This window comes from Rhizobium pantanalense, from assembly GCF_030182525.1.
GTDB lineage: Bacteria > Pseudomonadota > Alphaproteobacteria > Rhizobiales > Rhizobiaceae > Rhizobium.
This window is the reverse complement of sequence record NZ_JAQJCH010000015.1, coordinates 1-19,189: the sequence shown is the minus strand read 5'-3', so window position 1 is coordinate 19,189 and position 19,189 is coordinate 1. Positions and strand designations below refer to the sequence as shown.

The following is a 19,189-nucleotide window of genomic DNA, read 5'->3' as shown; positions in this document are numbered from 1 at the left end:
TCTTATGATTAAAACTACAACACAGATTTGATAGGAAATCAATTGCTATTTGCAAGTAATTTAGACATGCGCAACGTTTGTGCAATCGAGCTGATTGGAGGCAATTTGAGCAGAGCCAATAGCCGATCTGGGGGATGTTCTTTGATCGGCTCTGCACGAATTGTCAGAATTATTAAGTCTTGCCGGAAGTGCTTCAATCGCCGGGATGGCAGGCGAACATGATAGAATGCCGATTGCAGAATCCGTGCTTGATTGTTCCGCCTCAGGCATTGAGCACCAGGATCTTGCCAAGAAGGATCGTCGCGCCGCCGAAGGCAAGGCGGGTATCGATGTGCAGGCCTTCGAAGATGACCGAGATCGTTATGGCGACAATCGGAACAACGGTCAGCGCATAGGCCGCCCGTGCGGGGCCGACCTTCTCGATGAGCGTGAATACACGAGAAACGTGACGCAGGAGGCAACAATTGCCAGGTAGGCGAGCTGCGCCAGATAGTCGACGGTTACGGGTATCGTGAGAGACGTGCCGACAACGATCGCCCAGACGACTCCGAAGCCGCATCCGCACAATGCACCCCAACCCATGAGCATCCGGATCGGCAGGCCGCGCCGCTGGTTCGCGCAGCAATCGCCGTCCCCGCACCTGTCGCCATCGCCGCAATGCCTGCCCAGATGAAGCCCGTCACAGTTTGCGGGTCGAGATGCAATGCGAAGATCTGTGGGGCGGCGACGATGGCAAGGCCCAGGAGACCACAAACTATGCCAATCGTCGCGCGGCGGCTTATCCGGAGATTCAGCAGTAAGCGGCTGGCGATGGCGGCAAACAGCGAGGAACTCGATAGCACCAGGGCGGCAATCCCGCTCGGGATACCCTTCGTCGCCTTATAAAAGGCGATAAATGCAAGCCCGAAAAACAATATGCCTTGCATCATCACCCAAAGACGATCGTTGCGGGCTATCGTGATCGGTTTACCAGTGGCGACCGAAAATCCGAGCATGCCCAATCCTACAAGAAACATGCGGATCGCTACCGACAGCTCGGGAGCGGAAGCGCTTGCCTGAAGAGATGTCACAATCGCGCCCGAACCCCAGAAAAGCACGGTCGCGAGAAAGAGGACTGCGGTCATCCTCGCATCCTTTGTGGCTAAATGATATTTCAGGCAATCGACTCGCCTCAGCGTGGGGGCACAGGCATAAGTATAATGTCGGTTATTTACTTGCAAAATGCAATTATTATTTAACTCGCACTGGCGGCGCTTATGCGGCTCCTGCGTCCACGATGGCAAATGGCAATTATCGGAAATCTCGGGCTTCGAAGGTGAGATTCAGTAATTTTCACTTTCGGCCCGAGGCTGCAATATAGCTTGTGACAGGCGGGGACAATAGGGCGGCGAGCGCAATGCGGGTTCGGGCACAAATCACTGTCGATCACACGGAAATCCGAATAGCCTTTTGTTTCCCCGCGATGCGAAATCGAATAACATCTCTCCTTATCGAAGATGGTCAAAGAGAGCGTTAGGGATGTCCATGCAGCTGATCGATAAAGCGTTCACGAAGACGGTTGCCTTAGGCATTCTGATTATTGTTCCCGCGGTTTTCTTTGCCTCCTGCTCGACGGTCGGCGGAACCGGCGGCCAATCCAGGCCGGTAACCGCGAGCAGATCGACAGATCGCGACAAAGACAAAGCGGCGGAACGTCGGCGATGGGCAGAGAGAGTTGAACGAGATAATCAGCTGGCTCCAAGCGGGTCGGCACCCGGTTCCTATGGCTCTTCCCGTCCTCTCTTCACTTGGTGAGCGATAGATTGGCAAACCGCCCGATCTCAGGCTTTGGAGAACGGGTTCGTATCCGGCTCGGCGCAAGTGCCAGTCTATGTCCGGATTGGCGGTCGGCGGATCTTTGCATTGACCGGATATGGCATACGTCGCTATCCCGCACGCTCCGGAGGCGCTCGCAGTGCTGCTTTCGAGAGACCTATGGCCCACTACTCGAGTAGATCATCAGACAAGCGCATCCCTGGGGAAGCCTGCGGCCAGGCAGTCGATAAACCTGCGAACGGCCGGAGGAAGACCACGGCGCGTCGTGAATACGAGATGGACAAGGCCCTTCAGGCCATGCCAAGCGGGAAGGACTCGTACGAGCTTTCCTTCTTCCAGCGCCTGTCTGCATGTGTGATCGGGGAGAAGAGCGACACCCAGACCCGCAAGTGCTGCTGCCCTCACGGCCGTAAAGTCTGCACAGCCCATTCTCGGCTCATGCCTGAGCGTATGGGTTCGGCCATCGTCCGTCTCGAGAAACCAGTTCACTTCGCCCTGATCATCCGTGGTCGAGAGGGTAGGTTCGCGCGCCAAAGCTTCTATGTCTGCGATGCGGCCGGCAATTTGGGGGCTTGCGACCAGGATGCGGATCGAGTTGCCGAGCGAGCGCATCGTTAGTGAGGCATCACCATCCAGCGACGTTCGGACCCGCAATGCGACGTCGATCCGCTCGTCGATGAGATTGACCGGACGGTCGATCGCGACGAGTTGCAGCCGCACTTTTGGATGCTGCGCCAGGAACTGCATTAGGAGGGGGGAGATCGGTTCGACCAACCCTGTCGGGCAACTCATTCGGATCAGACCATGCGGCTCTGATTTTGCCTCTGCAACGAGCGCCTCTGCACGCTCGGCTTCCGCCAGCATTGCCTTGCAGCGCTCGTAGAAGGATTGACCTACATCGGTTACCCGGAAGCGGCGGCTCGACCGTTCGATCAGGCGCACGCCGAGCCGTTCCTCAAGTCCAGCCACCCGCCGGCTGAGCTTCGACTTCGGCTCGCGCAAAGCGCGCCCTGCGGCTGCGAACCCGCCGTGGGCGACGACCTCGGCAAAATAGACCAGATCATTCAAATCAGATCTCATGATCGTTCTCCATTTGGAACGATGAGTATCAAATTTGCTGGCTATTTGCAGCATCGTTCTGCTGGCATGTTCATTTCAACGGCAATGGCCGCACAAAGGAGCATGACAGTGAGCAAGAAATTCGAAGACAAAGTCGTGATCGTAACGGGTGGCACGAGCGGTATTGGTCTTGCAACGGCAAAGGCTTTCTCGATGGAAGGTGCCTCCGTGTTCATCACCGGCCGCCGCAAGGAAGCGCTCGATGCCGCCATCCAGAAGATCGGTGGCCGTGTCACGGGCGTACAGGCCGACATGAGCAAGCTCGTCGATATCGATCGCCTGTACGACGCAGTTCAACAGAAGCACTCGCACATCGATGTGGTTTTCGCGAATGCCGGCGGCGGCGAGATGGTGCCTCTCGGGGCGATTACCGAAGAACATTACCAGAAGACATTCGATACCAACGTGAAGGGCACCTTATTCACCGTTCAAAAGGCGCTCCCGCTCCTGCGTGATGGTGGTTCGATTGTCCTCACCTCGTCGACCACGAGCATTTCCGGCACGCCTGCCTTCAGCGTCTACTCGGCAACCAAGGCTGCCGTGCGCAACTTCGCCCGCAACTGGATCCTCGATCTTAAGGATCGCCATATTCGCGTCAATGCAATTAGTCCTGGCGTGACGGAGACAGCCGGCCTCAACGAACTCTTCGGCAACGGTGAGAGCGCGGAGAACACGAAGAATTACCTCGCGAGCCTCATTCCTGCGGGCCGCATCGGGCAACCGGAAGAGATCGCCAAGGCCGTGCTATTCCTGGCCTCCGACGATGCCAGCTTCATCAATGGCGTCGAACTCTTCGTCGATGGTGGCCACGTCCAGATCTAAGCCGCTATATCAGGGAGAATGACCATGGCAGACATCGCAACGCTGCTCGATCGGAATCTGCAGGGCATCTTTGGGGAGGGCGACGACGCCCTCCGCCTGAAAGTGGCGGAGGAAATCCTTCACGAGAACGCGATATTCATCGAACCGCACGGGATCTACCGCGGCCGGGACGAGATCGTCCGCATCGCCGGGGTTATCCGCGCAATGCATCCGACATTTGCGTACACCACAATCGCTGCGGCGGACGTTCTCCATGATCAGGCCGGGCGCGTGCAATGGGTGGCCGGTGCGCCCGGCGAAGAACCTGCATATGCAGGTACGGATTTCATCATTGCCAAGGACGGCAAGATCGCAGCGATCTATCTTTTCTTCGAGGGAAATCCGGATCCGACCAGCCCGCCCATCAGGGTCTGAGGGGTCCAATGCACCAACAACGATCGCCGGGCGGGTGCCCGGCGATCTTCGCGGGATCGTTCCTTTGGAGATTTGTCACTTTCGCGAAAAGTCTTGTTAGGTTCAGGATCCGAAGAAACGGCCTTTCGACGACCGGAAGCCGAGCTTTTCGGAGATCTCGTGAGCGGCTTTCAAGAGGCTGTCGAGATAGGCGGTGCGGTTGCGCAAGCCATCCTCGCGCGGCGTTACTAGGCAGAGTGTCGCGATGCAGGCGCCGTCGGCCTGATGGATGGGCACGGCGAAGCAATGGGTGAAGTTCTCCACTTCGCTATTGAAGGTGAAGTATCCGTCTTCGGCCGCCTGGCGTACTTGAGCGATGAAATCGGCGGGTTCCAGCCGCCTGCCATTCGGAAGGACGAAATCTTCAGGCGGAATGAAATCAAGGATTTCCCGGTCCGAAAGATGGGCTACAAGCAGGCGCCCCGAGGCGGTCCACGGAATGGCGACGAGCTCGCCGACATTCGAGGAGATGCGAAAGGGGCGGATGCCTTCCCGCATCATGGCAACCGTATATTTATTGCCCTCCAGCAGGCACATTTGCGCTGTCTCGCGCGTCTCCTCCGCCAGCACGCCGAGCATGCGGCCGCATTCGCGCATCAGGTCGAATTGTTCGGCATAGGCGGTGCCGAGAAAATAGAGGCGACGGCCGAGAAAGACCCGGCCGTCGCCGCCCTGATAGTCGAGCATGCCATGACCGAGCAGAAGATTGACAAGCTCGTAGATGGAAGAGCGCGGCGCACCGATTTCCGTGGCGATCTCGTTCGGGCGCATGGGCTGGCGTTTTACCCGCAGAAACTCAAGAATCTCGAAGGCGCGATCCAGGCCCCGCATGCGTCGGGATACAATGTCGTTTGCAGTCTCGGCCATGCTTCTCTCCGAATATTCCCAAACCAGCCGCAACCAGCACGCTGCGACGCATCAGCACATGGTGCCGGCTATACGGCGCTGGTGCCGCCAGATCTCAGCAACACGCTGCGATAGCATCCGAGCGTGCGATGACGCAACGCTTGCGCAACGCTGTTGTTTCCTCTCAATTGAAACTCGAGGTCTTGAGGAATTCGGCAAGCCGCTCCGTCTTCGGACGCGCGAACATGTCCTTCGGATCGCCTTCTTCGCAGATGACGCCCTGGTTCATGAAGATGACGCGCGAGGAGACCTCATAGGCAAAGCGCATCTCATGGGTGACCAGCAGCATCGTCATGCCGTCGGCGGCGAGTCCTTTGATGACTTGAAGAACTTCGCCAACCAGTTCGGGGTCGAGGGCCGACGTCACTTCGTCGAACAGCATCAGCCGAGGCGCCATGGCGATCGCTCGGGCAATCGCGACGCGCTGTTGCTGGCCACCCGAGAGCTGGCCCGGATAATGATTGGCGCGGGCAGCAAGGCCCACACGGTCAAGCCATTTTTCCGCGACGGCGCGTGCATCCGGCTTCGACATCTTCTTCACCTTGACGAGGCCGAGCATCACGTTCTCGGCGGCGGTCATGTGCGGAAAAAGGTTGAATTGCTGGAAGGCCATGCCGGTGAGTGCGCGCTGGCGGGCAATCTCCTTCTCGCTCTTGCGGCGGCGGATGCTGCCCTCAGCGTGATAGCCGATCTCCTCGCCATCGAGGCTGATCTTGCCTCCCTGAAACTCCTCCAGCATGTTGATGCAGCGCAGCATCGTCGTCTTGCCGGAACCCGACGAGCCGATGATGGAAATGACCTCGCCTTCCTGCACCGTGCAGTCGACGCCCTTGAGAACCTCGTGCTGGCCATAGGTCTTGCGCAGGCCCTGAATGTCTAGGATTGTCTTGCCCATCGGTCCGATCTCCTCAGGACGGCAGTGCGGTCTTACGCTCGACATATTTGCCGAAGCGCTCGATACCGAAGTTGACGATGAAATAGAGGCCGCCAGCCAGGAAATAGAACTGGAGGCTCATGAAATTGCGGGAGATGATTTCCTGTGTGCGCAGCAGCAGTTCGGCGACGCCGATGACGGAAAGCAATGTCGATGCTTTGACCATCTCGGCTGCCGTATTTACCCAGGCTGGCAGGCACTGGCGCATCGCTTGCGGCCATAGGACCGAAGTGAAGGTCTGGGTGAAGGTGAGGCCGATCGCCTTGGCCGCCTCCGTCTGACCTTTTGGAATGGCCTGCAGCGCGCCGCGCACGATCTCGCCGACATGTGATGAACAGAAGATCGCCAGGGCAAGAACGCCTGCGGAAAATGGCCCCAAATCAAGACCTACCGCAGAAGAGACATAGTAGCTTGCCAGCACGAGAACGAGCACGGGCGTACCACGGATGATGTCGGTATAGGCTCGGATCAAAAGGCGCAGAATGGCTCCGCCGTAGACGAGCGCGAGGCCAACGAAGACACCGACGATGGAACCGGCAAGAATGGCAAGAAGGGAAATCGATACCGTCACGCCGAGCCCGTTGATGATAACGTAGCGGGCGATCCAGAGTTGTTCGAGAAAACTATGAGACATCCGGTATTACCTCGGCAAAGCCAGCCTGCGCTCGACGAAACGCATCAGCGCGGCGATGAGGAAGCAGGTTGCGACATAGAGAGCTGATGTGACCATCCAGGTTTCGATGACGCGAAAGCTCTCGACGTTGATCTTGCGCGCGGCGAATGTCAGCTCCGGCACGGCAATGGCGGCTGCAAGCGAGGTATCCTTGAACAGTGAGATGATGGTCGAAGACAGCGACGGAAGCACGTTGCGCAGCATCAACGGAGCGATGATCGATCCGCGAATCTGCATTGGCGTCAGCCCGATTGCCAGGCCCGCCTCCGAAAGACCTTTCGGAATCGACAGCAATCCTGCGCGAAACACTTCAGCAAGATAGGCGCCAGAGTAGATGGAAAGGACCAGGACGAAGCTTTTGATCTTGTCCAGGCGAAAGCCCATCTGCGGCAAGGCGAAGAAGGCAAACAGCACCAACACAAGGATCGGCAGGTTTCGGATCACGGTCACATAGACCTGCGCCGGGATCATGGCTGCGCGGTTTTTCGATGTCAGCGCGAAGGCCAGGATCAGACCGATCAAGGCACCAATCAGAATCGATATGATCGCCAGGCCGAGGCTGAGCGCCAGACCGCTCATAAGAAAATCAAAATTGCGCCAGACGGCGGCAAAATTCAGCGTGTAACCCATGTCGGGCCGCCCCTTTTCAGGCTGGCGGAGCGGGAGGATATCCCGCCCCGCTCGACTGTTACTTGTATTCGACCGGGAAGCCGATCTGTGGTGGGGTCAGGTCCTTGCCGAACCAGGTCTTGTAGGACTTGGCGTAGCTATCGAATTCGACGCCTGTCATCGCTTCATGAAGAGCGGTATTGACGAAGTTCAGCCAATCCTGGTCGCCGCGCTTGACCGCGCAGGCATAGGTCTGCGGGTTCCAGCCATAGCCGGCGTCCTTGTAGCGGCCCGGGTTCTGCGTCATGTACCAGGCGAGTGATGACTGATCGGTCGCAACCGCGTCCGCGCGGCCGGATTCCAGCGCCTGATAGATCAGATCGACGGATTCGTACTGGTCGACCTTTGCGTCCGGAAGGGCGGCATGAACCATGGATTCCGCGTAGACGTTCTGAAGAACGGAAACGGTGACGGAAGAGCCTGCCGCCTTCAATGCCGCATAGTCGGCATACTGGCCATCGGCCTTCAGCATCAGGCCGACGCCTTCACGATAATAGGGAATGGTGAAGGCCACCTGCTGGGCGCGCTCGCCGGTCACGGTCATGAACTGGCAAGTGATATCGACCTTGTTGGTGGTAATGTTGGGAATACGGGCGTCGGACGACTGATTGACATACTCGATCTTATCGGGGTCGCCGAAGAGGGCCTTGGCGATGATGTGACCCATGTCGACGTCGAAGCCCTGCAGCTTGTCGTCAGCGCTCTTGAAGTGCCACGGCGCGTTCGTGCTGCCGGTTCCAAGAACGAGGTGACCGCGCGCAAGCACCTCATCGAGCTTGCTGCCGTCGGCGAGAACGGGCGTGGAAGAGAGGAGTGCGGCGGCCAGCGACATCAGGCCGACGCGCAAGGAAATAGTCATGGTTGTTCCCCTTGGTTAATGGCTTTCGAGTAATCCAATATTCCGGACATTTGTCTGTTATCTCGGATAGGACATATCAAGGGATATACGGGGCAACTTGTCAATAGTGACTGCTGTTGCCGATCGTCGGAGATAGTGAATGGTCAAGGGGTGTTTCCGGCGGGATTTACCGTTATCCCTGTCGACAATGTATCAAGCTGCTCCAAGCCATCATCCGGGCAACGGGCAAGACTCACTCAATGTTGCCGGTCACTCGCAATGCGAAGGATTTTCCGCGGGACATGCCGGATATCCGAGTGCCCTGTGAAATTTGAGCGCCGTGTTGATCTGTTGTCAGGCGTTGTCGGCGAACCTTCGCCGTGGGTTGCCGATGTAAGCTCCATCGGGAGGAAAGTAGCCCTTTGCGACTTTCCTTGAAAGTTGTCGATTCAACTGGATGGTCAGGATGCCGAGCTGAATCCTCGGCCGAGCGAGTGCAGTCATCTCGTATGCCTGCACTCGCTTGCTGGCGTTTTTCCGGCCGTCCCTCAACTTTACGAGATGCTCTCGTCCGAAGCGTTTAGTCGGTCTCTGACCATGCCTTGCTACGAGCGGAGTGAGACTGAGGCCGATCGAGGCTGCCAATTGCCTGAGTTCTCGCCATCAGGCCATGAAGAATGATCTGCAATGCCCGTAAGAAGATCTTTCTCATCTCGTATCTCCTTCACGTCGTGGTATTCGCAGCGCGAATGAAATTTCGCCAGCCACCAAATTCGGTGATGTCTCTAGCGCCAGCTACGGCGTGGCTCTCGCAGAGAAATCCGGAAACATGGCTGCCATCCTCAAGCAGGATCTTGCCGATACCCAGCGGCGCGGGGATATTCTGGACGAAGTGGGCAAATGCGGCAGGCGGTAACGCCCATACCTCGATTTCGATACCGTTGCCGGCAAAGCTCGGGTCGCGCACCAATCCCGGCTTGGGTGGCACTGTTCCGGAAAGGGCGAAAAGCCGATAGCTGCCATCCGTCCGTCCCGTCTTCATCCTGTAGGCGCCTTTTCCGGTGAGCTCATGGTTGAGCGGCATACCGGTCAGATGCGCGCCGACAACGACGATCGGAACCATATCCGCGGCTTCAGGTGTCACACGGCTTTTGTCCGGCAATGCCGCCGTGCGGTCCTTGCCCATCCCGCTATTTGCCGCTCGATGCATGGCATCGGCGAAAGGCGCCAAAGCATCGTCGGTAAAGGCAGGCCCGACGAGCATCACACCGGCAGGCAGATGGCCGTCAGTATCGAAGCCTGCAGGTATGGCAATTGCCGCGCAATCAAGCAGATTGGCAAAATTGGTATAACGGCCGAAATGGCTGTTTCTGACGATCGGATCGGCCTGCATTTCCTCGACCGTATAGGTCGTAGGCGATGTTGGCAGCATCAGGAAATCGACCTTCTCCCACTCCACCTTCGTCTTTTGCCGCAAAGCCTCCAGCCTGTACCTGCCTTCGAAGGCCGCAACCGCGTCATAGCCTTTCGCCCCTTCGATGATCGTTCTGACCGTCGGATCGAAATCGTCGGCATTGCTTGCAAGGAAGTCCTTTACCGCCGCGAGGCGCTCCGCAACCCAAGGGCCGCTGTAGAGCAGTTCGGCAGCCTGGCGGAAAGGCGCATAGTCGAAGGGCACGATCTCCGCGCCGAGCGATCTCGCCCTGTCGATGGCGGCGTCATAGAGGGCCTTGACTTGGCTGTTGCCATAGAATTCGCGCTCGGCTCCGTCCAGTACGCCGATGCGCGGGCGCACCGACGATAGGCTCGCTGGAGTCGCTTCCCGCGAGAACGGATCTCGTGCGTCATAGCCGTCCATGATCCGGCGAATGGCGACCCCGTCGCCGACGGTTGCGGCGAACACGGTGACGACATCGACGCTGCGGCAAGCCGGCACCACTCCGACATTGGGAACAAGCCCCGGTGTCGGCTTGATGCCGACGAGATTGTTGAAGGCAGCCGGTACCCGGCCGGAGCCTGCCGTGTCGGTGCCGAGCGAGAAACTGGCAAGACCTGCCGCTACGGCAACGGCGGAACCGGAACTGGAGCCGCCGGAGACATAGGCGCGATCGAAAACCGAGCGGGGGGCACCATAAGGCGAGCGGGTGCCGTTGAGGCCGGTTGCGAACTGGTCGAGATTGGTCTTGCCGATGACGATGGCGCCAGCAGCCTTCAGACGCGCAACCACGGTTGCATCCGCCTGGGGATGATAGGCAAAGGCCGGGCAGGCGGCTGTCGTCGGCAAGCCGGCGACGTCGATATTGTCCTTGACTGCGAAGGGTATGCCCCAGAGCGGCAGGCTATTGGGCTCGGGTGCCTTCGCCAGCAAATCTGTTGCCGCAGCTCGCAACGCCTCTGGAGATGCCGGCGTGATGAAGATTGCCGGATCATCGGATACCCCGCATCGGGCTATGATTTCCTCCACCATGTCGAGCGGTGAAAGGCCTGCCTTATACGCGTCTCGCAGGGAGGTAAGGTCAAGGATAGTGGGCAGCATCAGATTTCCTCCAGAATGACGAGAACGTCGCCGGCCTTGACGTTGCGCCCAGGTGCTGCGCGCAAATCGCGGACGCGTCCCGCGGCATGGGCGGTGACGTTGATTTCCATTTTCATCGACTCGATGATGGCCAAAGTATCACCGGCTGCAACCGGCTGACCCTCCTCGACAAGTATTTTCCAGACATTGCCGGGCACGGCGCTTTCGATGCCGAAGCAACCATCCGGTATATCTCCGGCAAGGGCGGGGCCTGTCCCCTCGTCGACCGAGAAGCTATCGAGCCCCAGCTCCTTCCAGCGTTGCCGTTCCGCCTCGAAGGCTGCCTGCTGCCTGGACTTGAAGGCGCTGATTGCAGCAGCCTCACGTGCGAGGCCGGCCTCATAGGCAGCGTAGGAGAACTCCGTCTCCTCGATCTTGATCGGATAGCCGCCGTGTGGGAAGGCCGCACGCGCTTCATTGAGCTCCTCATGCGTGACAGGGAAGAAGCGGATCTGATCGAAGAAATTAAGAAGCCATGGCTTGCCCTTGGCGAAGGCCGGTGTCTGCCGCCAGCTGTTCCATACCTGGATCGTGCGGCCGAAAAGCTGATAGCCGCCCGGTCCCTCCATGCCATAGATGCACATATAGGCACCGCCAATGCCGACGGCGTTTTCCGGTGTCCAGGTGCGCGCCGGATTGTATTTCGTCGTCACCAGCCGATGTCGCGGATCGACCGGTGTAGCGACTGGAGCCCCGAGATAGACATCGCCGAGGCCGAGCACGAGATAGCTGGCATCAAAGACGATGTCCCGCACCGCCTGCTCGTCGGGCAGGCCGTTGATGCGGCGGATGAACTCGATGTTGGAAGGGCACCATGGCGCATTGGGGCGCACGAGCTCCTGATATTTACGCATGGCAAGCTCGGCCTGCGGATCGTTCCAGGAGAGCGGCAGATGCACGATGCGGCTTGGAACTTTTACCTCCTGCGCCGCCGGCAGCGTAGCTTCGATCTCCGTAAGCAGACCCAGCACACGATTGCGGGTCAGCGTCGTCCCGTCATAGTGGATCTGCAGCGAGCGGATGCCGGGCGTCAGGTCGATAATTCCTGGCAAACGCGTATCGACGATTGCCTGCATCAGCAGGTGCACGCGCAGGCGAAGCGCGATATCGAGCGTCATCGGCCCGTATTCGATGAGCAGGTTGTCATCGCCCTGACGGCGGTAGACGACAGGCACCGGCCCGTCCTGATTCTGGCCGACGATCGCCGATCCGGCTTCCTCGGGCGCGTGGCGAACCGTTGGGCCGGCGATGGCGTCCTCACTGCGCACCAACGGGTGAAAGCGGATTTTGTCGCCCGGCTTGAACTGGCCCATCTTCCATTGCTCGTCGTGCGCGATGACAGCCGGGCAGACGAAGCCGCCGAGGCTCGGTCCATCCGGGCCGAGAATGATCGGCATATCGCCGGTGAAATCGATCGCGCCGATGGCGTAGGCATTGTCGTGAAGATTGGAGGGGTGGAGGCCGGCCTCGCCGCCGTCGCTGCGTGCCCATTTAGGAGCGGGGCCGATCAGACGGACGCCGGTGCGGGCACTGTTGAAATGCACTTCGTATTCGGTCGAAAACAGCGTTTCGATATCGTCGTCGAGAAAGAAATCCGGCGCGCCGTGCGGTCCATAGACGACGCCGACCTCCCAGGTCCGGGTGAGGGCGGCGGGCATGTTCGCCGGCTTGGCCCGAGGCTGAGGTGTGCGTGCCAGCCGCAACACATGGCCTGTCTGAAGTGTGCCGGTGGCGTGGCCCCCGAAACGACCGAGGCCGAAGGTTGCCCTGGAGCCGAGCATGAGCGGCGCGGCAAAGCCGCCCGCAACGGCGAGATAGGCACGCTGGCCCCGACCTTCTATGGCGCCGATGGCAAGCGTCTGCCCTGCCTTGGCGATAACGGCCTCGTCGTAGGGTAATGGAACGCCGTCGAGGGTCGTCGGCATGCGAGCGCCTGCAAGCGCGATCGTCACGTCGGAGAAGATCTTGAGCACCGGTCCCGAGACGGTCAGCTCGAGGGCTGCGGTCTCGTCGGCGTTACCGACCAGCCTATTTGCATGGCGGAACGAGCGCTCATCCATCGGCCCGCTCGGCGGCACGCCGACGTGCCAGAGCCCCAGCCTGCCGGGAAGCTCCTGGATGCTCGACTGCGCGCCGGGCGCCACCACCTCGATTATCTCGGGCACGAAGGGAAAATCCTTCAGCGCCGTCGTCGCCACATTGCCGCTGGCCAGCAGATCCGATCCGGCGATGGCCTTTAGATAGTCGAGATTGGTTTCGATGCCGGAGATGGAGCTTTGTGCAAGCGCAAGCTTGAGCTTCTCGATCGCGGCTGGCCGGTCTTCGGCTGCCACGATCACCTTGGCGAGCATGGGGTCGTAATAAGGGGTGACTTCCGTGCCCGTCTCGATCCAGCCGTCGACGCGCGTGTTTTCCGGAAAGATAACTTCGGTCAAAAGGCCGGCGCTCGGCCGGAAGCCCGCATGCGGCATCTCGGCGTAGATGCGCGCCTCGATCGCGGCACCCTTGGGAACAAGCCGGGCATTTCCTGTGATTACCTCTTCGTCGGCCGCCTGGCGGATCATCCACTCGACGAGATCGATGCCGTAGACGGCCTCCGTGACCGGATGTTCGACTTGAAGCCTCGTATTGACTTCGAGGAAGTAGAATTCCTCGCGCGCAGGATCATAGATGAATTCGACCGTGCCGGCGGACCGATAGTGGGCGGAGGTGCCGAGTGCCACCGCCGCTGCATGGAGACTTTTGCGCACCGAAGGCGAAAGATCGGGCGCGGGCGTTTCCTCGATCACCTTCTGGTTCCGTCGCTGCAGCGAGCAGTCGCGCTCGCCAAGCGCGATCACGCGACCCTTGCCGTCGCCGAAGATCTGAACCTCGACATGCCGTGCCCGCGAGACAAAGCGCTCCAGATAGACGCGGGCATCGCCGAAGCTCGCCCTCGCCGTGCGTTGCACACTGTCGAAGGCGGTCTTTAGGCTGGCAGCATCTTCGCAGAGCTGCATGCCGATGCCGCCGCCGCCGGCCGTCGATTTCAGCATGACCGGATAGCCAATCTCCGCCGCAGCCGTCAGCGCCGCTTCGCTGGTTTCGACGAGGCCGCTGCCCGGTAGCAGCGGCACCCCGCTTGCGCGCGCCAGCTCTCGCGCCGTGTGCTTGAGTCCGAAAGCGGCGATATTGTCCGGCGTCGGCCCGATGAAGATGATGCCTTCCTTTGCCAGCCGTTCAGCAAAGCCGATATTCTCCGATAAGAAGCCATAGCCGGGATGCACTGCCTCGGCGCCGGTAGCCTTGCAGGCGGCAATGACGGCGTCGATATTGAGATAGCTTTCCAAGGCCGGCGCCGGGCCGAGCCTGACGGCTTCGTCGGCCATCAGGGATGCCTTTGAGAAACGGTCTGCATCGGAATAGACGGCGACGGAGGCAATGCCCATGCGCCGCAGCGTCCCGATGATCCGGACGGCGATCTCGCCGCGATTGGCGATCAATATTTTCTGGAACATCTCAGGCCTCACCGTCCCATACGAGGACACGGATTGGCGTCGGGTCGAAGCCGTTGCAGGGATTGTTGATCTGCGGGCAATTGGAGATGACGAGGAGCACGTCCATTTCGGCCTTGAGCTCGACATAGTCGCCAGGCGCGGAGATGCCGTCGACGATCGTCATTTCACCTGATGGTTCGATCGGCACGTTCATGAAGAAATTGATGTTGGGCACGACGTCGCGCTTGCTCATGCCGTGCTTTGAGACTTCCAGCACGAAATTGTCACGGCAGGCGTGAAGATATTTCGTGCCGTGGCCAAAACGCACCGTGTTGCTCTCGCAGGAGCAGGCGCCTGCCGAGGTATCATGGCGGCCGCAGCTGTCGGCGATCATCGTCAGCATGACGCGCCCCTCGTTGGAGATGATCCGGGTGCCTGTAGTGATGTAGGCGGCGCCTTGTTCGCGCATCGTGTCCTGGTTGGAATAGCGCTCGGAATAGTCCTCAGCATTGTAGAACAGCGTGTCGATTGCCTGCTGGCCGTAGCTGTCTTCGATGCGCAGCATCTGGCCCTTGCGCACGATTGTCGAAAACGGCGCTTCGGCAGCGATGAAATGATCCTGCACCGCCTTGTCGAGCGTGCGGGACGGTGCGGTCTGGATGAAATCGCTCATGATCGTCTCTCCCGGCTCAAAGATTGGCGAAGGCGTTGTTTTCAAAGCCGCGCACGGCTTCGGCGGTAGCTGTCCGGCATAGATCGTCTTCAGCGATCGGCTGGGCGGCAATGCGGGCCACGGTCACCGGTTTCGGTGCGTAATGCGGATTTGGATCGAGCGGGTGAGGGCAGTTGGAAAAGCCGACGATCATGTCTATTTCGGCGCGAAGATGGATATAGTCGCCATCGTGCAGTAGTTCGGGCTTCCAGGCGAACTTGCCGTCCGCATCGACCCGGACGGGCGCGAAAAGCGTCAGGGCGGCAGGGATATCGCGCCGATCCAAGCCTGCTTTCGTTGTGAGGAGGATGAAGTTATCGCGGCTGTTGCGCAGGCCTTGGCCGTATTTTGCTTCGTTGGAGGCGGCGGTGGAGCCTCCCATCAGGCAATCATGGGCGCCGGAGGAATCTTCCGTCACCGAGAACATGACGCGGCCCATGTCGGAAAAGATCACCCGGCCTTTCGACAGCGCCGTCGTCCATTGTACCTTGACCGTATCGACGAGGTTCAGCCGTTCGCTCGGATCCGCCTCGTTCCAGGCGATCAGCGACACTGCAGAAAAGCCTTGGGCCTGCGCGATGCGCAGCGTCTCACCCGCCCTGATGCGCGTTGACCAGTACCAGCCGCCGGGCAGGGTCTCGCGGTGTAGGACAAGGGCGGGGTCGATCGGCGGGGCGGGAAGTGGGCTTGGGGCCGGCAACGCCTTGGGCGCGAATTGCAGTCCCTTTCGTTGATGGTCTTCATACCGTGCGCGATTGGCGGCGATTTCTTCCGGTGAACGTCTGACATGCTGCATGGCTAAATATCTCCCGATGGTGCCAGGTCGTCCCGGCGGTGCCCCAGGGAAGAGACCGGGCCGTCCCGGTCGGGGCTAAAGATCGAGGCTCCGCCGGCGATGCGCGGCGGCCATATGGAAATGTCCTTGGTGATGGTGGCGCCGTAGCGCTCCTTTTCCTCCGGCCGGTCGCAGCGGCGTTCGAAGGCGACGACGCGGGTCGCAAGCGTGAAGGCCTCGCGCATGTCATGGGTCACCATGACGACGGTCATCTGCGTCTCGTGCCAGAGGCGTTTCATCAACGTATGGATTTCGGCGCGGATGCCCGGATCGAGCGCGCCGAAGGGTTCGTCGAGTAGCAGCACTTTCGGTCGCATGATGAGCGCTTGCGCAAGCGCCAGGCGTTGCTGCATGCCGCCGGAAAGCTGGGCCGGATATTTGTTCTCTGCGCCGGCAAGACCGACTTCCGCAAGAAGCTGACGCGCCTCGTCGATGGCATCGCGACGCGCCGAGCCGAAGAGCCTTGCCTTGTAGCGCGAGCCGGCAAGTTCCTTGCCGAGCACTACGTTGCCGAGCGCGGTCAGATGCGGAAAGACGGAATAGCGCTGGAAGACCACGCCACGGTCGGCGCCAGGTTCCGAGGGCAGGGCTACTCCGTCGAGCAGGATCGTCCCGCGCGTCGGCTGCTCTTGACCCAAAAGCATGCGTAGGAAGGTGGACTTGCCGCAGCCCGATGGGCCGACGAGCGCGACGAAGGCACGCGAGGCGACGGTCAGCGAGACATCCTCAAGCACGATCTGGTCGCCATATTCCTTCCAGACCCTTTCTATTCTGAGCTCGCTCATGCCTGCTTCTCCAGTTCGGACCAGGGGAAGACGGCGATGCGGATACGGTCGAGCAGGTAGTTCATGACCACAGCGAGCAGGGTGATCCAGACGACATAGGGAAAGATTACGTCCATCGAGAGATAGCGGCGGACGAGGAAGATGCGGTAGCCGAGACCGGAATCGGACGAGATCGCCTCGGCGGCGATCAGGAACAGCCAGGCCGGCCCGAGCTGCAGCCTGAGGCAGGTGATCAGTCGTGGCAGGATCTGTGGCAACACGACGCGAAGGGCGATCTGCCAGGATGAGCCGCCAAGCGTCTCGGCCTTGACGATCTGTTCGCGGGGCAATTCCAGCGCCTTCAGGGCCAGGTCGCGGACCATCGTTGGCGCAACACCGATAACGATCAAGGCGATCTTCGACGTTTCTCCAAGGCCCATGACGATGAAGAGGATGGGCAGCAATGCCAGCGGCGGCACCATGGAAATGACGGCGACGAAGGGCGATAGAAGCGCTCTCAAATAAGGCAACATGCCGATCAGCATGCCCAGGCAAAGCGCGATCGCCGTGGAGATGCCAAGACCGGAGAGCAACCGGACGAGACTTGCCCCAGTATCCGACCACAGGAGGTAATCTCCGGTGCGAGGATCGGCGATGAAGGCCATGCGGTTGATGGCGTCGGCAAAGCCGGCGAAATTTGGAAGCAGCTTGTCATTGGCGTTTTCGGCAAGCCTTGCGGCGGAACCGATCGCATAGGCAATGATCAGCAGCGCAAAGGGCAAGAGCGTCAAGGCAAGCTGCGCGCCGGGACTTGGTTTGGTATTGATCCAACGCATGAATGGCTCCAAGAAATGAAACGCTGGCGGCGCTGCCGCGCCGCCGTTCAAGGAAGCTCAGAGCAGACCGTCGGCGGCCGACTTCATGTAGGCTTCGGTAAAGCGAAGCTTGACGTTGTTGCCGTCGCCGAGAACCTTACCGTCGGGCATTTCGATGCCGATGACATCGGCGGAAGGCGCCCCATTGCCGAGAAGCCCCTTCTGGAAGAGGAAGTTGCGCACCAGATCCATGGTCTTCGGCAGGTTCGGCGAGGTGGTGAAGGTGAGCGCATCGGCGGGCTTGTCGAAAAGGCGGGTCGCAGCGAGCTGTGCCTCGAAGCCCTTGAGATCGGTGCCCGATGCCTTGCCCATGGCTTCGCGGGCGGTCTTGCCCTCCGGCGTGTCGGCCTTCATCAGCGCGGCCGTTTCATACCAGATGCCGGCGAGTGCCTTGCCGAAATTCGGATTGTCCTTGAGCACATTGCTGTTGGCGACCATCAGGTCGATGATTTCGCCCGGCACCTGCGAACTGTCGAAAACCTTCTTGGCCGTCGGATCTTCGAGAATGGTTGAAACAAGCGGATTCCAGGTGACAACAGCCGAGACGTCAGGCGTCTTATAGGCCGCAACCATGTCGGCATCCGAGGTGTTGACCACCTTCACATCGCGTTCGCTGAGCTTGATGCTGTCGAGCGCGCGGGCGAGCAGATAGTGCGATACGGAATATTCGACGAGGTTGACGTTCTGGCCTTTGATATCGGCGAGGTTCGTCTTGTCCTTGAGGATGACGGCGTCATTGCCGTTCGAGAAGTCGCCGACGATGACGGCCGTCGTATCGACGCCGCCAGCAGCCGGTATGGAGAGGCCATCCATGTTGGTGAGCGTTACGGCATCGAAGGCGCCGGCCGTATATTGATTCATCGACTCGACATAGTCGTTGAACTGGGTGACCTCGATATTGATCCCATATTTGTCGGCCCATTTCTTGACAATGCCGTGGTCGCTCGCATAGCCCCAGGGCATCCAGCCGACATAGATCGACCAGGCGACCTTGAAGCTAGTCTTCGGCGCAGCACTGGCGACGGAACCGAGCCCGAGGGCCAGCGATACGGACAGGGCTGTGACGGAAAGAATTTTCGAAAAAGTCTGCATTGAAATTCCCCTTTTGCTTTTTTCAAAAAGGGATCGGCAAAGACCATCGCGCCGCCAATCCCTTGGCTTACGAGGTCTCCCGGGCTTTTATCCCGCCGTGCATCCGGTGGGATTTCTCCCCCAGCCGGTGGTGGCTCTCGGACCAGCCACGCTCGCAATGGAGCGCCGGAACCCTAGCCACCAACTCGAACAATACGAAGCAAGTGGTGTGCCAGATCGCAAACCATTGATTTGCTAGGGGATGATGCTAGGTGGTTGATGAAAAATTGAGCGATCTGAAAATTTGCGCGGAGAATATGCAATTTTGATGAGCGCGCTGATCTTCATTGGACAACGGATAAGGAACGATCGGGAAGCAGCAGGCTGAGCTTGCTCGTGTCGAGTTGGATAAGCGTAGTTCTCCTCCCACCTTGTGATAGCGAACTCACTGAGGAGGGCAAAAAACGCTCCTCGTGCTAGTCGATTAATTTTCGCTGTCGGCGATAAACGAGCTCGACGAGGCAGAGGCCTAACAGCTCTCTCCCTCAAAACTTCGGCGGCTTCTTACTCGCGGCGCGATAAGCGGCAATGACGGTATTGGCCATCAGCATGGCGATCGTCATCGGCCCGACACCGCCCGGAACCGGCGTGA

General features: G+C 59.6%; 17 protein-coding genes, 1 pseudogene and 1 riboswitch. Of the genes and pseudogenes, 3 read left to right on the top strand and 15 right to left on the bottom strand.

Going from position 1 to position 19,189, the window contains the following annotated elements:
• Positions 1-226 precede the first annotated feature (226 nt).
• A complete protein-coding gene (locus PH558_RS29490) occupies positions 227-475 on the top strand; it encodes a hypothetical protein (protein WP_146214413.1) in 249 nt (82 codons plus the stop codon).
• Between the two features lie 25 nt (positions 476-500).
• Here PH558_RS29490 and PH558_RS29485 read toward each other — a convergent pair whose 3' ends face one another.
• Complete coding sequence (locus PH558_RS29485) at positions 501-1,283, bottom strand: DMT family transporter (protein ID WP_285208001.1); 783 nt, start codon at positions 1,281-1,283, stop codon at positions 501-503.
• A gap of 715 nt (positions 1,284-1,998) precedes the next feature.
• On the bottom strand, positions 1,999-2,895 hold the full coding sequence (locus PH558_RS29480; RefSeq protein WP_095437544.1) for a LysR substrate-binding domain-containing protein: 897 nt from the start codon (positions 2,893-2,895) through the stop codon (positions 1,999-2,001).
• Between the two features lie 108 nt (positions 2,896-3,003).
• Here PH558_RS29480 and PH558_RS29475 point away from each other — a divergent pair, with 108 nt between their 5' ends.
• Positions 3,004-3,756: an SDR family NAD(P)-dependent oxidoreductase gene (locus PH558_RS29475; RefSeq protein WP_095437721.1), complete on the top strand. Its 753-nt coding sequence runs from the start codon at positions 3,004-3,006 to the stop codon at positions 3,754-3,756.
• A gap of 24 nt (positions 3,757-3,780) precedes the next feature.
• Positions 3,781-4,170 (top strand): nuclear transport factor 2-like protein, encoded by a 390-nt coding sequence (locus PH558_RS29470; protein ID WP_095437545.1) that lies wholly within the window; start codon positions 3,781-3,783, stop codon positions 4,168-4,170.
• A 102-nt stretch (positions 4,171-4,272) separates the two neighbouring features.
• On the opposite strand, the gene PH558_RS29465 is transcribed toward PH558_RS29470, so the two are convergent.
• The 13 genes and pseudogenes from PH558_RS29465 to PH558_RS29405 form a co-directional block, all read right to left on the bottom strand.
• A complete protein-coding gene (locus tag PH558_RS29465; protein WP_095437546.1) occupies positions 4,273-5,076 on the bottom strand; it encodes an IclR family transcriptional regulator in 804 nt (267 codons plus the stop codon).
• 163 nt (positions 5,077-5,239) lie between these two features.
• Positions 5,240-6,010, bottom strand: coding sequence for an amino acid ABC transporter ATP-binding protein (locus tag PH558_RS29460; RefSeq protein ID WP_095437547.1), 771 nt, complete (start codon positions 6,008-6,010; stop codon positions 5,240-5,242).
• 13 nt (positions 6,011-6,023) lie between these two features.
• Positions 6,024-6,683: an amino acid ABC transporter permease gene (locus PH558_RS29455; protein WP_113228797.1), complete on the bottom strand. Its 660-nt coding sequence runs from the start codon at positions 6,681-6,683 to the stop codon at positions 6,024-6,026.
• A 6-nt stretch (positions 6,684-6,689) separates the two neighbouring features.
• A complete protein-coding gene (locus PH558_RS29450) occupies positions 6,690-7,352 on the bottom strand; it encodes an amino acid ABC transporter permease (protein ID WP_113407071.1) in 663 nt (220 codons plus the stop codon).
• A gap of 58 nt (positions 7,353-7,410) precedes the next feature.
• Positions 7,411-8,250, bottom strand: coding sequence for a transporter substrate-binding protein (locus tag PH558_RS29445; RefSeq protein ID WP_069609889.1), 840 nt, complete (start codon positions 8,248-8,250; stop codon positions 7,411-7,413).
• A gap of 703 nt (positions 8,251-8,953) precedes the next feature.
• The gene (gene atzF, locus PH558_RS29440; protein WP_285208000.1) at positions 8,954-10,765 is read right to left on the bottom strand and encodes an allophanate hydrolase; all 1,812 of its coding nucleotides are present in this window, start codon (positions 10,763-10,765) and stop codon (positions 8,954-8,956) included.
• Positions 10,765-14,301 (bottom strand): urea carboxylase, encoded by a 3,537-nt coding sequence (gene uca, locus PH558_RS29435; RefSeq protein ID WP_285207999.1) that lies wholly within the window; start codon positions 14,299-14,301, stop codon positions 10,765-10,767. Before uca ends, atzF begins: the two co-directional genes overlap by 1 nt.
• Before the next feature lies 1 nt (position 14,302).
• Entirely contained in the window at positions 14,303-14,953 is a 651-nt protein-coding gene (locus tag PH558_RS29430) for an urea amidolyase associated protein UAAP2 (RefSeq protein ID WP_285207998.1), read from the bottom strand.
• Between the two features lie 16 nt (positions 14,954-14,969).
• Positions 14,970-15,788 carry an urea amidolyase associated protein UAAP1 gene (locus PH558_RS29425; RefSeq protein ID WP_095437554.1) on the bottom strand — a complete coding sequence of 273 codons (819 nt, stop codon included), beginning with the start codon at positions 15,786-15,788 and terminating at the stop codon, positions 14,970-14,972.
• A 2-nt stretch (positions 15,789-15,790) separates the two neighbouring features.
• Positions 15,791-16,612 (bottom strand): ABC transporter ATP-binding protein, encoded by an 822-nt coding sequence (locus tag PH558_RS29420; RefSeq protein ID WP_285207997.1) that lies wholly within the window; start codon positions 16,610-16,612, stop codon positions 15,791-15,793.
• On the bottom strand, positions 16,609-17,427 hold the full coding sequence (locus PH558_RS29415) for an ABC transporter permease (protein WP_113407065.1): 819 nt from the start codon (positions 17,425-17,427) through the stop codon (positions 16,609-16,611). The genes PH558_RS29420 and PH558_RS29415 overlap by 4 nt, the downstream gene beginning before the upstream one ends.
• 57 nt (positions 17,428-17,484) lie before the next feature.
• Positions 17,485-18,558 (bottom strand): putative urea ABC transporter substrate-binding protein, encoded by a 1,074-nt coding sequence (locus PH558_RS29410; protein ID WP_113407064.1) that lies wholly within the window; start codon positions 18,556-18,558, stop codon positions 17,485-17,487.
• 74 nt (positions 18,559-18,632) lie between these two features.
• Positions 18,633-18,746, bottom strand: a riboswitch (guanidine-I (ykkC/yxkD leader).
• Between the two features lie 336 nt (positions 18,747-19,082).
• Positions 19,083-19,189 (bottom strand): annotated as a pseudogene (locus PH558_RS29405) (bifunctional methylenetetrahydrofolate dehydrogenase/methenyltetrahydrofolate cyclohydrolase); the annotation flags it as partial.